Below are 12,572 nucleotides of genomic sequence, written 5' to 3'. Positions count from 1 at the left end.
CAATATCCTCATCGCGCCAGCCAGCCGCCGTCCACTGGCACCACCGCGCCATGCATATAGTCCGACGCCGACGCCAGCAGGAAGGCCGCCGCATCGCCAATGTCTTCCGGCCGGCCCCAGCGGCCGGCCGGAATGCGCGCCAGGATCGAGGCGCTGCGGTCGGGATCGGCGCGCAGCGCCTGCGTATTGTTGGTTTCGATATAGCCCGGCGCGATGCCGTTGACGTTGATACCTTTCGCTGCCCATTCGCAGGCGAGCAGCCGGGTGATGCCGAGCACGCCGTGCTTCGAGGCGGTGTAGGACGCGACGCGGATGCCGCCCTGGAAACTCAGCACCGAGGCGATGTTGACGATCTTGCCCCTGCGTCCGCCGGCAAGGACGCGCCTGGCGAAGCCTTGGCAGAGCAGAAAAGCCGTCTTCAGGTTGAGGTCGAGCACCTCGTCCCAATCGGCTTCCGAGAGATCGACGGCGTCGGCGCGCCGGATGATGCCGGCATTGTTGACCAGCCCGTCGAGCGGCCCGCTTTCGTCCCAGACGCGCTCCAGCATCGGACCTGCGGCGGATGTGTCGGCAAGGTCGGCCGCGACCGCCTCGAACCGACCGCCCGCCGCGGCGATCCTTGCGGCCGTCTCATCCATCGAGGAGCGGCCGACGCCGACGACCATGCCGCCGGCGCGCGCGATCGAGACGGCAATGCCTTGGCCGATTCCGGTGTTGGCGCCGGTGACGAGGATGCGCCGACCGGTCAGGCTGAAGGCGGAGAAATCGCTCACCGCAGGTCTTCCATCGCAACCGGATCGACATCGGTGTAGTCGACATTGTCGCCGGCCATCGCCCAGATGAAGGCATAGCTGGAGGTGCCGGCGCCTGAATGGATCGACCAGCCGGGCGACAGCACGGCCTCCTCGTTGCGCATGACGATATGGCGGGTCTCGTCCGGCTCGCCCATGAAATGGAAGACGCGCGCCGCCTCCGGCAGGTCGAAATAGAGATAGGCCTCCATGCGCCGGTCGTGCACATGGCACGGCATGGTGTTCCAGATGGAGCCCGGCGCGAGTTGCGTCATCCCGACGACGAGCTGGCAGGTCCTGGCCCCGTCGGCATGGATGAACTGGAAGATCGAGCGTTCATTGCAGGCCTCCTTGCTGCCGAGATCGAGACGCCTGGCGTCACCGATGCGGATCAGCCGGCTGGGAAAGGTTTGATGCGCCGGCGCGCTGAGCAGATAAAACTTTGCCGGCGCCGCCTTGTCGACTGAGGCGAATGACACATCCTGCGTGCCCATGCCGAGATAGAGCATGTCGCGCGCCTGCAGCTCATGGAGCTGGCCTCCGGCTTCGATCGTGCCGGCGCCGCCGATATTGACGGCGATCAACTCGCGGCGCTCGAGAAAGCCTTTCGTTCCAGTCGGCTTGATTGCCTCCAGCCGAAGCGGCGCGCCGGCCGGCATCGCGCCGCCCACGATCATGCGGTCGTAATGTGTGTAGGTCAGGCTGACGCGGCCGGGCTGGAACAGGTCTTCGATGTGGAAATTGTGGCGCAACTCGTCGGTCCCCATGGCCGCGGCGGCGGCGGGGTCGATGGCAAAGCGCGATGTGTAGTCGGTATGGTTCTGGCTCATTGCTGTCCTGACTTGAGATGGATCATTCGCCGCCGGCCGCCTTGACCGAGTCGGAATAATAGACCTGCCGCGCATGCAGGCGCTCGCGATAGCGCTGCTGGCTGGCCGAGAGGTGCGTGCGCATCGCCTCGCGCGCGGCTTCGGCATCGCCGGATGTGATCGCGTTCAGGATCACCAGGTGCTCACGCTGCAGCCCGCGCTGATAGCTGTCGGACTGCACAAGCTCGGTCGACCAGGGCGAGGTCACATCGCACGGAATGGCGCGCCGGCCGAGCACGTCGAGCATCTCGACATAGAACGGGTTATTGGTGGCGCTGGCGATGGCGCGATGGAAGGCGAGATCGGCCGGACCGGTCGGCTCGCTGGCGAGCAACAGCCGCTCGAACTCGAAGAAGGCTTCCTGGATCGCCGCTTCCTGGGCCGCGTTGCGGCGGATAGCGGCGAGCCCGGCCGATTCGATCTCGATGGCGAGCCGCACTTCGAGCACGTTGAGTGCGATCGAATCCTTGCTGCCCATATCGGCCGCGAGCGCCCCGAACATCGTCGAGATGTGCTCTGTGACGAAGACGCCGGCGCCCTGCCGCGGCTCGACCAGGCCATCGGCGGCGAGCTTGGCCAGGGCTTCGCGGATGACGGTGCGGCTGACGCCGAAGGTTTCGGTCAACTGGCCCTCGGTCGGCAGTTTGTGGCCGGGCAGGATCTCGCCTGCCTGAAGCTGCCTGCGAATTGCCGCGACGACGGTCTCCGACAGTTTGGGTTTTCTCTCGACCCTGAGGTCGGTTGCGCTATCCAATGCCATGTCGTCCTCTATTTGAACACGCTCGGCAACCAGAGCGAGATGGCCGGAATATACGTCACCAGCCCGAGAACCACGATACCGGCGCCATAGAACGGCCAGATCGAGCGCATCGCTTCCCAGACCGTGATCTTGCCGACGGCGCAGGCGACGAACTGCACCGTGCCGACCGGCGGCGTGTTCAGCCCGATGCCGAGATTGAGAATGGTGATGACGCCGAAATGCACAGGATCCACGCCATAATGCGTGACAAGCGGCAGGAAGATCGGCGTGCAGATGATGATCATCGGCCCCATGTCCATGAAGGTGCCGAGCACCAGCATCAGGACATTGAGCAGCAGCAGCACGACCAGCGGGTCGGTGGAGATCGCATTCATGCCGGCGATCAGCAGCACCGGTACTTTGAGATAGGCCATCAGCCAGCTGAAAGAAGCCGCCGTACCGATGATCAACAGCACCATGGAAGTGGTGCGCACGGCGCCCTTGGTGGCGTGGACGAAATCGCTCCAGCCCATCGAACGATAAACGAGGACGGTAACAAGCAAGGCGTAGAGAATGGCGATGCACGAACTCTCCGTCGCTGTGAAGATTCCGGAGCGGACGCCGCCGAAGATGATGCCGATCAGGAGCAGTCCGGGAATAGCGATGAGCGCCAGCTGCCCGACGCGCGAAAAACCGGGGAAGGCCTCGACCGGATAGCCGCGGCTGCGGGCGACGAAATAGGCGGTGACCATCAGCGAGGCGGCGAACAAAAGGCCCGGTAGTATGCCGGCGGTGAACAGGTCGGCGATCGAAATCTTGCCGCCCCCGGCGATCGAATAGATGATCATGTTCTGCGATGGCGGCAAAAGCAGCGCGATCAGCGCCGCCATCGAGGTGACGTTGACGGCATAGTCGGCGCCATAGCCGCGTGCCTTCATCTGCGGGATCATCAGCCCGCCGACGGCCGCGGCCTCGGCCACGGCCGAGCCGGAAATGCCGCCGAACAGCGTGCCGGCGATGATGTTGACCTGGCCGAGACCGCCTCGGACATGGCCGACCAGGGAGCCGGCAAAGGAAACGATGCGCTGCGCGATGCCGCCGCGCACCATCAGATCGCCGGCATAGATGAAGAACGGGATCGCCATCAGGGAGAACGCGCTCATGCCCGACTTCATTTGCTGGAACACGACCAGGGGCGGCAGGCCGAGATAGAGCACGGTGGCGAAGGAGGCCGCACCGAGGCAGAACGCGATCGGCGTGCCGCCGAACATCAGCAGCGTGAAGACGCCGAACAGGATCCAGAGCTCCATCTAGGCCTCCTGCACCGCCGGCATCTCCGGCACGTCCTCGAGATTGATGTCCTTGTCGATATCGACGCCCGACCAGCGCAGCGCGATGCGCTCGGCCGAGAACAGGCAGATCAGCACGCCGCCGGCGACCAGCGGCAGATAGTCGAAGCCGCCCGGCAGCTCGAGCGCCGGGATGATGGTGTGCCAGGTCAGGCCGACAAGCTTGCAGCCGTACCAGACCATGCCGAATCCGAAGCCGAGCGCGATCAGGTCCGACAGCGTGCGCAACGCTCCCTTGCTGCCTTTCGGCAGGACATAAAGCAGCACGTCGAACCCCATATGGTAGTTCTCCCGCACGCCGACGGCGGCGCCGAGGAAGATGAACCAGTTCATCAGCATGATGGCGCTGGTTTCGGTCCAGCTCGGCGACGAATTGAGCACGAAGCGGAAGAAGACCTGATAGGCGACGAGCGCGGTCATGGCGACCAAGCCGATGCCGGCCAGGTAGAGTGCCCCGTCGCAGATCCTCGAAAGCACGACGCTGAACCGTGGCGGCGCCGCGCTGCTTGTCATTGTCGCCATCTGATCCTCCCGATCGCCGGCCGGTCACGAAGGCGCGGGACGGCGTGCATTGCCCGCCCCGCGGCCGACTTCACTTGGTTGCCTGGACGCGGGCGGCGAGGTCCTTCAGCGCCGGCGTCGACAGGTATTTGTCGTAGACCGGCTTCATCGCGTCGATCAGCGGCTGCTTGTCGATCTCGCTGACCTTGACGCCTGCCTTTTCGACGATGTCGCGGGATTTCTTCTCCTGCGCGTCCCACAGTTCGCGCATCTTGACGACGCTGTCCTTGGCCGCCTGGCGCACGATCGTCTGGTCTTCCGGCGAGAGCTTGTCCCAGCTCGCCTTCGCCATCACCAGCACTTCCGGAACGATCTGGTGCTGGTCGAGCGTGTAGTGCTTGGCGACCTCATAGTGCTTGGCGGATTCGAAGCTCGGCCAGTTGTTTTCCGCGCCGTCGATGACGCCGGTCTCAAGTGCCGAATAGACTTCGCCATAAGCCATTGGCGTGGCGTTGGCGCCCAGTGCGTTGACCATGTCGACGAACACGTCCGACTGGATGACGCGGAATTTCATGCCCTTCAGGTCGGCGATCGAGGCGATGTCCTTCTTGGTGTTGTAGAAGGAGCGCGCGCCGGAATCGTAGAATGCCAGACCGACCAGGTCATGTGCCTCGAAGGCTTTCAGTATGTCGTCGCCGATCGGCCCGTCCATGACATGACGCATATGTTCGACCGAGCGGAATATGTAGGGCAGCGACGGCACCGCGGTTTCCGGCACGATGCCGTTGAACGGCCCCATCGAGACACGGTTGAGGTCGATGACGCCGGTCTGGGTCTGCTCGATCGTGTCCTTCTCCTCGCCGAGCTGCGCCGAATGATAGACCTCGACCGAATAGCGGCCATCGGTGCGCTGCTTGATCAGCTCGCCCATGTATTTTACCGCCTCGACCGTCGGATAGCCGTCGGGGTGCGTGTCGGCCGACCGCAGCACGGTTTGCGCGTTGGCGATGCCGATCAGCAGCGAGCCGAACGCGAATGTAGCCGCCGTCAATTTCGAAAAATGCAACATGACTTCCTCCCTTTTCAAAAATCAAGGCGCCGACTCAGAGCCGGTGCGGGCGAGCGAGCGTGGACGCACGTCGGCGCGAAACAGCAAATCCGCATCGGTCAGTGCCACGGTGATCCTCCCAAGAGGCGCTATCGGTAGGGTCGCAAGGAAATAATGTCAACATACAAAAAATGGATTGTTGTATGATGACTTTGGATCGGCAACCGGCCATTGTGTGGGACGGCAGTGGATGTTACGCCGCTGCCGTTTCTCCTTCGCCGACCTTACGGGGCGGCTCCCAAAGGCCAATCGGGGACTTCGCACAGCAATGAACAGGCGTCTTTCGAAGGATACGATCACGACGTTGCCGGCGAGGATCGCCGTGCCGCGTTTTGATCGCGCATCGGTCACGCAAGGCATCGTGCATCTGGGGGTCGGCGCCTTTCATCGCGCCCACCAGGCAGCCTATGTCGACGATTGCCTGGCTGCCGGAGAAACGGATTGGGGCATCGTCGGCGTGTCGCTGCGCAGTGCCGAGACGCGCGATGCGCTGGCGCCGCAGGACGGGCTCTACACGCTGGCGATCCGCAGCGGGGGCGAGGAAAGTCTTCATGTCATCGGCTCCATCGGCGCGATGCTGGTGGCGCCGGAAGATCCCGCCGCCGTGCTGGCCGCGCTGACCGATCCGCGCACCCGCATCGTGACGCTGACCATCACCGAGAAAGCCTATCTGCGGGCCGCCGGCGGCGGGCTCGACGCAGCCCACCCTGATATCGCCCACGATCTGGCGAACCCGCATCTGCCGAAGACCGCGCACGGTTTTCTGGCCGAGGCGCTTGCACGCCGTCGCGCGACCGGCTTTCAGCCCTTCACCGTGCTCTGCTGCGACAACCTGCCTGCCAACGGGGCGACCTTGCACAGGCTGCTGGTGGAATTCGCCACGCTGCGCGATGCCAGCCTCGGTGAGAAGGGCGCTACCAGGCTTGCCGGCCATATCGCCGACGAGGTCGCGTTTCCCTCGAGCATGGTCGATCGCATCGTGCCGGCCACGACCGATGCCGACCGGGCGCGGATCGCTCTCGAGCTCGGCGTCGACGACGCCTGGCCGGTCATGACCGAGCCGTTCCGCCAGTGGGTGGTCGAGGACAATTTTCCGGCAGGCCGCCCGGCCTGGGAAAAGTTCGGCGTCACCATGGTCGGGGATGTCAGGCCCTTCGAGGACATGAAGCTGAGACTGCTCAATGGAGCGCATTCGGCCATTGCCTATCTCGGCCTGCTCAGCGGACACGCCACCGTCGACCGCGCCTTCGCCGATCCGGCGATCAGGCGCTTTGTCGATACGCTGTGGGCCGAGGCAATCCCGACGCTGCCCACCGATGCCGGGCTGGATACCGCGAGCTATACGGCAGAGCTTGCCCAGCGTTTCTCCAACACAGCACTTGCCCACCGCACCGCGCAGATCGCCAATGACGGCAGCCAGAAACTGCCGCAGCGCATCATGGCCTCCGCGATCGAGCGCCTCCATTCAGGCGCCGCGCCCGGACATCTCATGCTGGCGGTTGCCGCCTGGATCGCCGCCTGCGAAGCGCGCGGCAAATCCTTGCCCGACGGCCATTTTACCGATCCGCTTGACATGCCGATGACGGCGATCATTGACCGGAATCTGCCCGCTGCCGAAACCGTCGCGGCAGTGTTCGATCTCGCCGGCTTCGCGACCGGGGCGCCTGAGCGGCCAGGATTGATGGACCTTGCGGCCGTCCATCTCGAGCAGTTGCGCTGTGGCGGACCGGCTCAGGCCTTCGCGGCATTGGGCATTTAAAAACAAAAAAGCGAGGCAAGGCCCCGCTTTTCAGTCGACTACTGGTGCCAGCCTCAAGCCGGCAGGATGGCGCCTTCCAGCGTGGTGAGCTGGCTGAGGAATTGTTCGGCCTTCGTGCGCGACCGGTCGTCCTTGGCGTCGGCGGCGTCTTCCCTGGCTTCCTGGATGCGGCGCGCGAGATCGGCGCGGTCGACATCCTTCACCGCGACAGCCGATTCCGCCAGCAGCGTGCAGCCGGCCGGAACGATGTCGGCGAAACCGCCGAAGACGACGTAACGCTCTTCACCGCCCGATGCAGCCTTCACCGTGACGACGCCCGGCTTGATGGTTGTCATGACCGGTGCGTGATGCGCCATCACGGTCATCTCGCCTTCCGCACCCGGAATGACGACTGCCTCGACCTCTGCGGAAACCAGCAGGCGCTCCGGCGAGACCAGTTCGAACTTGAAAGCTTCTGCCATGTCGATTTAGCGAGTAGGGAATAGTGAGTAGGGAAGTAGGGAGAAAGGGCAATTGCCCCCGGTCACCTGCCTGCCATTCACTACTGACTACTGACTACTCCCTATTTCCCTTGATTAAGCCGCTTCAGCCGCGAGGCGCTGTGCCTTCTCGACCGCTTCCTCGATGCCGCCGACCATGTAGAAGGCGGCTTCCGGCAGGTGGTCGTAGTCACCGTTGCAGAGGCCCTTGAAGCCCTTGATGGTGTCGGCGAGGTCGACCAGCTTGCCCGGCGCGCCGGTGAACACTTCGGCGACGAAGAAGGGTTGCGACAGGAAGCGCTCGATCTTGCGGGCGCGAGCCACCGTCTGCTTGTCCTCTTCCGACAACTCGTCCATGCCCAGGATGGCGATGATGTCCTGCAGCGACTTGTAGCGCTGGAGGATCGACTGCACCTGGCGCGCGACCCCATAATGCTCTTCACCGACCACCAGCGGGTCGAGCATGCGCGAGGTCGAGTCCAGCGGATCGACGGCCGGATAGATGCCCTTTTCGGCGATCGAGCGGTTGAGCGTCGTCGTCGCGTCGAGGTGGGCGAACGAGGTCGCCGGCGCCGGGTCGGTCAAGTCGTCGGCCGGCACGTAGATAGCCTGCACCGAGGTGATCGAGCCCTTGGTGGTGGTGGTGATGCGTTCCTGCAGGGCACCCATGTCCGTGGCGAGCGTGGGCTGGTAGCCCACGGCCGACGGGATACGGCCGAGCAGCGCCGACACTTCCGAACCAGCCTGCGTGAAGCGGAAGATGTTGTCGACGAAGAACAGCACGTCCTGGCCCTGGTCGCGGAAATATTCGGCGACCGTCAGGCCGGTCAGGCCGACGCGGGCACGCGCGCCCGGCGGCTCGTTCATCTGGCCATAGACCAACGCCGCCTTGGAGCCTTCGCCGCCGCCCTTCTTGTTGACGCCAGATTCGATGAACTCGTGATAGAGGTCATTGCCCTCGCGGGTGCGCTCGCCGACGCCGGCGAACACCGAATAGCCGCCATGCGCCTTGGCGATGTTGTTGATCAGTTCCTGGATCAGCACCGTCTTGCCGACGCCGGCGCCGCCGAACAGGCCGATCTTGCCGCCCTTGGCGTAGGGCGCGAGCAGGTCGAGCACCTTGATGCCGGTGATCAGGATCTGTGCTTCCGTCGACTGTTCGATATAGGCCGGGGCCGGCTGGTGGATCGAGCGCAACTCGACCGCGTCGACCGGGCCTGCTTCGTCGACCGGCTCGCCGATGACGTTGATGATGCGGCCGAGCATGCCCGGACCGACCGGCACGGCGATCGGGCCGCCGGTGTCGCGCACTTCCTGGCCGCGCACCAGGCCTTCGGTGGAATCCATGGCGATGCAGCGCACGGTGTTTTCACCCAGATGCTGGGCAACTTCGAGAACCAGGCGGTTGCCGACATTGGTGGTCTCGAGCGCATTCAGGATCGGCGGCAGGTGATCGCCGAACTGCACGTCGACCACGGCGCCGATGACCTGCCGGACCTTGCCGACGATGCCGGTGGCTTTGCTGGCCACGGCCGGGGTTTTTACCGCGGCGGCCCTGGTCGGCGCTGCCGCTTTCTTGGCCGGAGCCGCCTTAGCTGCTGCGGCCGGAGCCTTTGCCGGTGCCGCCTTGGCCGGGGCTGCTGCCTTGGGAGCCGCCGTCTTGGGGGTCGCTGCTTTCGCCATCGTCTTTACCCTTTTCGTCCTTTGTTTCTCGCGCGGTCGGATCGAGGTCGTTGACCCCGGGAAACCGTGCCTAGAGCGCCTCGGCGCCCGAAATGATTTCGATCAGTTCCTTGGTGATCTGCGCCTGGCGCTGGCGGTTGTAGGTGATCGACAGCTTGTTGATCATCTCGCCGGCGTTGCGCGTGGCGTTGTCCATCGCACTCATCTTGGCGCCCATTTCGCCAGCCGCGTTTTCGAGCAGCGCGCGGAAAATCTGCACCGCGATGTTGCGCGGAATGAGCTCGGACAGGATTTCACCCGGCTCGGGTTCGTATTCGTAGACGGCGCTGGCGCCGTCAGCAGCCTCGGCCGGAGCGGACGAAGCAGCGGCCGGAATGATCTGCTGCGCGGTCGGAACCTGGCTGATCACCGACTTGAACTGCGAATAGAACAGCGTGCAGATGTCGAAGCCGCCCTCATTGAACAGGTGGATGACCTTGCGGGCGATCGTGTCGGCATTGACGAAGCCGAGCGTCTTGACCTCGCGCAGGTCGATCCGGTCGAGGATCATCGACGCATAGTCGCGGCGCAGGATATCGAAACCCTTCTTGCCGACGCAGATGATCTTGACCTGCTTGCCGTCGGCCAGGAGCCTGCGGATGTGGTCGCGGGCAAGACGGGCGATCTGAGAATTGAAGCCGCCGCACAGGCCGCGCTCGGCCGTGCAGACAACGAGCAGGTGCACGTCGTCCTTTCCGGTGCCGGTCATCAGCGCCGGGGCATCGCCACCGCCGCCGATCGCCTGGGTGATGTTGGCCAGCACGGAACCCATGCGCTCCGAATAGGGGCGCGCCGCTTCCGCGGCCTCCTGTGCACGGCGCAGCTTCGCCGCGGCGACCATCTGCATCGCCTTGGTGATCTTCTGCGTCGCCTTGACCGAGGCGATACGGTTACGAAGGTCTTTTAATGAAGGCATGCTTCAAACCTGATCCCGTCTTGTCTCATCCGGACTGGCGCTTCGCTCAGGCGAAGGTCTTGGCGAAAGCGTCGATCTCGGCCTTCAGCTTGCCGCGCAGATCGTCCGACAGCGCCTTTTCCTTGCGGATGGCGTCGAGGACGTCCTTGCCGGCCGAACGCATGTGGCTGAGCAGACCATGCTCGAACTTGCCGACCTGGTTGACCGGCAGCTTGTCGAGATAGCCGTTGACGCCGGCGAAGATCACCGCGACCTGCTCTTCCGTCTTCAGCGGCGAGAACTGCGGCTGCTTCAGGAGCTCGGTCAGGCGCGAACCGCGGTTGAGCAGGCGCTGCGTGGCGGCATCGAGATCCGAGCCGAACTGCGCGAAGGCCGCCATTTCGCGGTACTGCGCGAGCTCGCCCTTGATCGAGCCGGCGACCTGCTTCATCGCCTTGATCTGCGCCGAGGAGCCGACGCGCGACACCGACAGGCCGACATTGACGGCTGGACGGATGCCCTGGAAGAACAGGTTGGTTTCGAGGAAGATCTGGCCGTCGGTGATCGAGATCACGTTGGTCGGGATATAGGCCGACACGTCGTTGGCCTGGGTTTCGATGACCGGCAGCGCCGTCAGCGAACCGTTGCCCATGTCGTCATTGAGCTTGGCGGCGCGCTCGAGCAGGCGCGAGTGCAGGTAGAAGACGTCGCCCGGATAGGCTTCGCGGCCCGGCGGGCGGCGCAAGAGCAGCGACATCTGGCGATAGGCGACGGCCTGCTTCGACAGATCGTCGTAGCTGATCAGCGCATGCATGCCGTTGTCGCGGAAATACTCGCCCATGGTGCAGCCGGCGAACGGCGCCAGGAACTGCATCGGCGCCGGATCGGAAGCGGTGGCGGCGACGATGATCGAATATTCGAGCGCGCCGCGCTCTTCCAGCACCTTGACGAACTGCGCCACGGTCGAGCGCTTCTGGCCGACGGCGACGTAGACGCAGTAGAGCTTTTCCTTCTCGGGGCCGTTGTCGTGCACCGACTTCTGGTTGAGCATCGTGTCGAGGATGATGGCGGTCTTGCCGGTCTGGCGATCGCCGATGACCAGCTCGCGCTGGCCGCGGCCGACCGGGATCAGCGCGTCGATGGCCTTGAGGCCCGTCGACATCGGCTCATGCACCGACTTGCGCGGAATGATGCCGGGCGCCTTGACGTCGACGCGCTTGCGTTCGGTCGCCTTGATCGGGCCCTTGCCGTCGATCGGGTTGCCGAGCGCGTCGACGACGCGGCCGAGCAGGCCGGGACCGACCGGAACGTCGACGATCGCGCCGGTGCGCTTGACGGTGTCGCCTTCCTTGATGTCGCGGTCGGCGCCGAAAATGACGACGCCGACATTGTCGGCTTCGAGATTGAGCGCCATGCCGCGGATGCCGCCGGGGAATTCGACCATCTCGCCGGCCTGGACATTGTCGAGGCCGTAGACGCGGGCGATACCGTCACCGACGGACAGCACCTGTCCAACTTCGGAGACCTCGGCCTCCTTGCCGAAATTCTTGATCTGGTCTTTCAGAATTGCGGAAATTTCCGCGGCGCGGATGTCCATCAGCCGACCTCTTTCAGTGCAAGCTTGAGCGAATTGAGTTTGGTTTTGAGCGACGTATCGATCTGGCGCGAGCCCATCCTGACCACCAGACCGCCGAGCAGCGACGGATCGACGGTGACGGAGATGGAAACGTCCTTGCCGGCAACGCTCTTCAGCGCCGCCTTGAGTTCAGTCTGCTGGGCAGCGCTCAATTGGTGAGCCGACGTTACCTCGGCGGTCGTCTCGCCACGATGTTCGGCGGCGATCTGGCGGAATGCCCTGATCATGCCGGGCACGGCGAACAGCCGGCGGTTCTTGGCGACGACGCGCAGGAAATTGCCGGTCAGGCCGGTGATCCCGGCCTTGTCGGCGATCGCCGCGATGGCCTTGGCCTGGTCCTCGCTGGAGAACACCGGGCTGTTGATCAGCCGGGTCAAGTCGGCGCTGCCCGCGAGCATCGCCTCGAAACTGTTGAGGTCGGCTTCGACCTTGGCGACGGAATTCGCCTGCGATGCCAGTTCGAACAGCGAACCCGCATAGCGTTCTGCGACACCTGAGATTGGCGATGACGATTGGGCCACGGACCGTCTTTTCTCTTGTCTGACAGGCCGCAGATTGTTGGCGCGAGCGAAAACTCTGGCTAAATCTTTGACCTTACTGCATTTTTTCAAGCACGGAGGCGCGGCTTCCGCTATCCCCGGCCGAAAGTCGATTGCCGTCTAGCACAGGCCTTTTAAGACCGCAATGCGTCGTTCCGCATGGTTTTCAGGCACTATTGTCGCAT

At 64.2% G+C, this 12,572-nt stretch carries 12 protein-coding genes; 1 reads left to right on the top strand and 11 read right to left on the bottom strand.

Annotated elements, in window-relative coordinates; genetic code table 11:
• Window positions 1-8: 8 nt before the first annotated feature.
• The 6 genes from kduD to FJ426_RS23150 form a co-directional block, all read right to left on the bottom strand.
• The gene (kduD, locus tag FJ426_RS23175; protein ID WP_140518250.1) at window positions 9-773 is read right to left on the bottom strand and encodes a 2-dehydro-3-deoxy-D-gluconate 5-dehydrogenase KduD; all 765 of its coding nucleotides are present in this window, start codon (window positions 771-773) and stop codon (window positions 9-11) included.
• Complete coding sequence (gene kduI, locus FJ426_RS23170) at window positions 770-1,621, bottom strand: 5-dehydro-4-deoxy-D-glucuronate isomerase (RefSeq protein ID WP_140560746.1); 852 nt, start codon at window positions 1,619-1,621, stop codon at window positions 770-772. Before kduI ends, kduD begins: the two co-directional genes overlap by 4 nt.
• Window positions 1,622-1,643: 22 nt before the next feature.
• Window positions 1,644-2,420 (bottom strand): FadR/GntR family transcriptional regulator, encoded by a 777-nt coding sequence (locus FJ426_RS23165; RefSeq protein ID WP_140518248.1) that lies wholly within the window; start codon window positions 2,418-2,420, stop codon window positions 1,644-1,646.
• A gap of 8 nt (window positions 2,421-2,428) precedes the next feature.
• Window positions 2,429-3,709, bottom strand: a complete 1,281-nt coding sequence (locus FJ426_RS23160; RefSeq protein WP_140560745.1) for a TRAP transporter large permease — start codon at window positions 3,707-3,709, stop codon at window positions 2,429-2,431.
• Window positions 3,710-4,261: a TRAP transporter small permease gene (locus tag FJ426_RS23155; protein ID WP_140560817.1), complete on the bottom strand. Its 552-nt coding sequence runs from the start codon at window positions 4,259-4,261 to the stop codon at window positions 3,710-3,712.
• 79 nt (window positions 4,262-4,340) lie between these two features.
• Window positions 4,341-5,318 (bottom strand): TRAP transporter substrate-binding protein, encoded by a 978-nt coding sequence (locus FJ426_RS23150; RefSeq protein WP_140560744.1) that lies wholly within the window; start codon window positions 5,316-5,318, stop codon window positions 4,341-4,343.
• A 307-nt stretch (window positions 5,319-5,625) separates the two neighbouring features.
• Between FJ426_RS23150 and FJ426_RS23145 the strand changes: the two genes are divergently transcribed.
• Complete coding sequence (locus FJ426_RS23145) at window positions 5,626-7,116, top strand: mannitol dehydrogenase family protein (RefSeq protein WP_140560743.1); 1,491 nt, start codon at window positions 5,626-5,628, stop codon at window positions 7,114-7,116.
• 53 nt (window positions 7,117-7,169) lie between these two features.
• On the opposite strand, the gene FJ426_RS23140 is transcribed toward FJ426_RS23145, so the two are convergent.
• The 5 genes from FJ426_RS23140 to FJ426_RS23120 form a co-directional block, all read right to left on the bottom strand.
• Complete coding sequence (locus FJ426_RS23140) at window positions 7,170-7,577, bottom strand: F0F1 ATP synthase subunit epsilon (protein ID WP_140492977.1); 408 nt, start codon at window positions 7,575-7,577, stop codon at window positions 7,170-7,172.
• A 114-nt stretch (window positions 7,578-7,691) separates the two neighbouring features.
• On the bottom strand, window positions 7,692-9,278 hold the full coding sequence (gene atpD / locus FJ426_RS23135) for a F0F1 ATP synthase subunit beta (protein ID WP_181169578.1): 1,587 nt from the start codon (window positions 9,276-9,278) through the stop codon (window positions 7,692-7,694).
• Between the two features lie 70 nt (window positions 9,279-9,348).
• Window positions 9,349-10,233, bottom strand: coding sequence for a F0F1 ATP synthase subunit gamma (locus tag FJ426_RS23130; protein WP_140492974.1), 885 nt, complete (start codon window positions 10,231-10,233; stop codon window positions 9,349-9,351).
• Between the two features lie 46 nt (window positions 10,234-10,279).
• Window positions 10,280-11,809 (bottom strand): F0F1 ATP synthase subunit alpha, encoded by a 1,530-nt coding sequence (gene atpA / locus FJ426_RS23125; protein ID WP_140492971.1) that lies wholly within the window; start codon window positions 11,807-11,809, stop codon window positions 10,280-10,282.
• Window positions 11,809-12,369: a F0F1 ATP synthase subunit delta gene (locus FJ426_RS23120; RefSeq protein WP_140492968.1), complete on the bottom strand. Its 561-nt coding sequence runs from the start codon at window positions 12,367-12,369 to the stop codon at window positions 11,809-11,811. Before FJ426_RS23120 ends, atpA begins: the two co-directional genes overlap by 1 nt.
• Window positions 12,370-12,572 lie beyond the last annotated feature (203 nt).

Origin of the sequence: Mesorhizobium sp. B2-6-4 (genome assembly GCF_006441495.1) — a bacterium.
Classification (GTDB): Bacteria; Pseudomonadota; Alphaproteobacteria; order Rhizobiales; family Rhizobiaceae; genus Mesorhizobium.
This window is presented reverse-complemented; position numbering and strand designations above follow the sequence as displayed.

Excerpts from the sequence above, each read along its gene's own strand:
- FJ426_RS23140 (WP_140492977.1), bottom strand. The coding sequence starts at position 7,577 with ATGGCAGAAGCTTTCAAGTTCGAACTGGTCTCGCCGGAGCGCCTGCTG.
- kduI (WP_140560746.1), bottom strand. The coding sequence starts at position 1,621 with ATGAGCCAGAACCATACCGACTACACATCGCGCTTTGCCATCGACCCC.
- FJ426_RS23150 (WP_140560744.1), bottom strand. The coding sequence starts at position 5,318 with ATGTTGCATTTTTCGAAATTGACGGCGGCTACATTCGCGTTCGGCTCG.
- atpD (WP_181169578.1), bottom strand. The coding sequence starts at position 9,278 with ATGGCGAAAGCAGCGACCCCCAAGACGGCGGCTCCCAAGGCAGCAGCC.
- FJ426_RS23130 (WP_140492974.1), bottom strand. The coding sequence starts at position 10,233 with ATGCCTTCATTAAAAGACCTTCGTAACCGTATCGCCTCGGTCAAGGCG.
- atpA (WP_140492971.1), bottom strand. The coding sequence starts at position 11,809 with ATGGACATCCGCGCCGCGGAAATTTCCGCAATTCTGAAAGACCAGATC.
- FJ426_RS23160 (WP_140560745.1), bottom strand. The coding sequence starts at position 3,709 with ATGGAGCTCTGGATCCTGTTCGGCGTCTTCACGCTGCTGATGTTCGGC.
- FJ426_RS23165 (WP_140518248.1), bottom strand. The coding sequence starts at position 2,420 with ATGGCATTGGATAGCGCAACCGACCTCAGGGTCGAGAGAAAACCCAAA.
- FJ426_RS23155 (WP_140560817.1), bottom strand. The coding sequence starts at position 4,261 with ATGACAAGCAGCGCGGCGCCGCCACGGTTCAGCGTCGTGCTTTCGAGG.
- FJ426_RS23145 (WP_140560743.1), top strand. The coding sequence starts at position 5,626 with ATGAACAGGCGTCTTTCGAAGGATACGATCACGACGTTGCCGGCGAGG.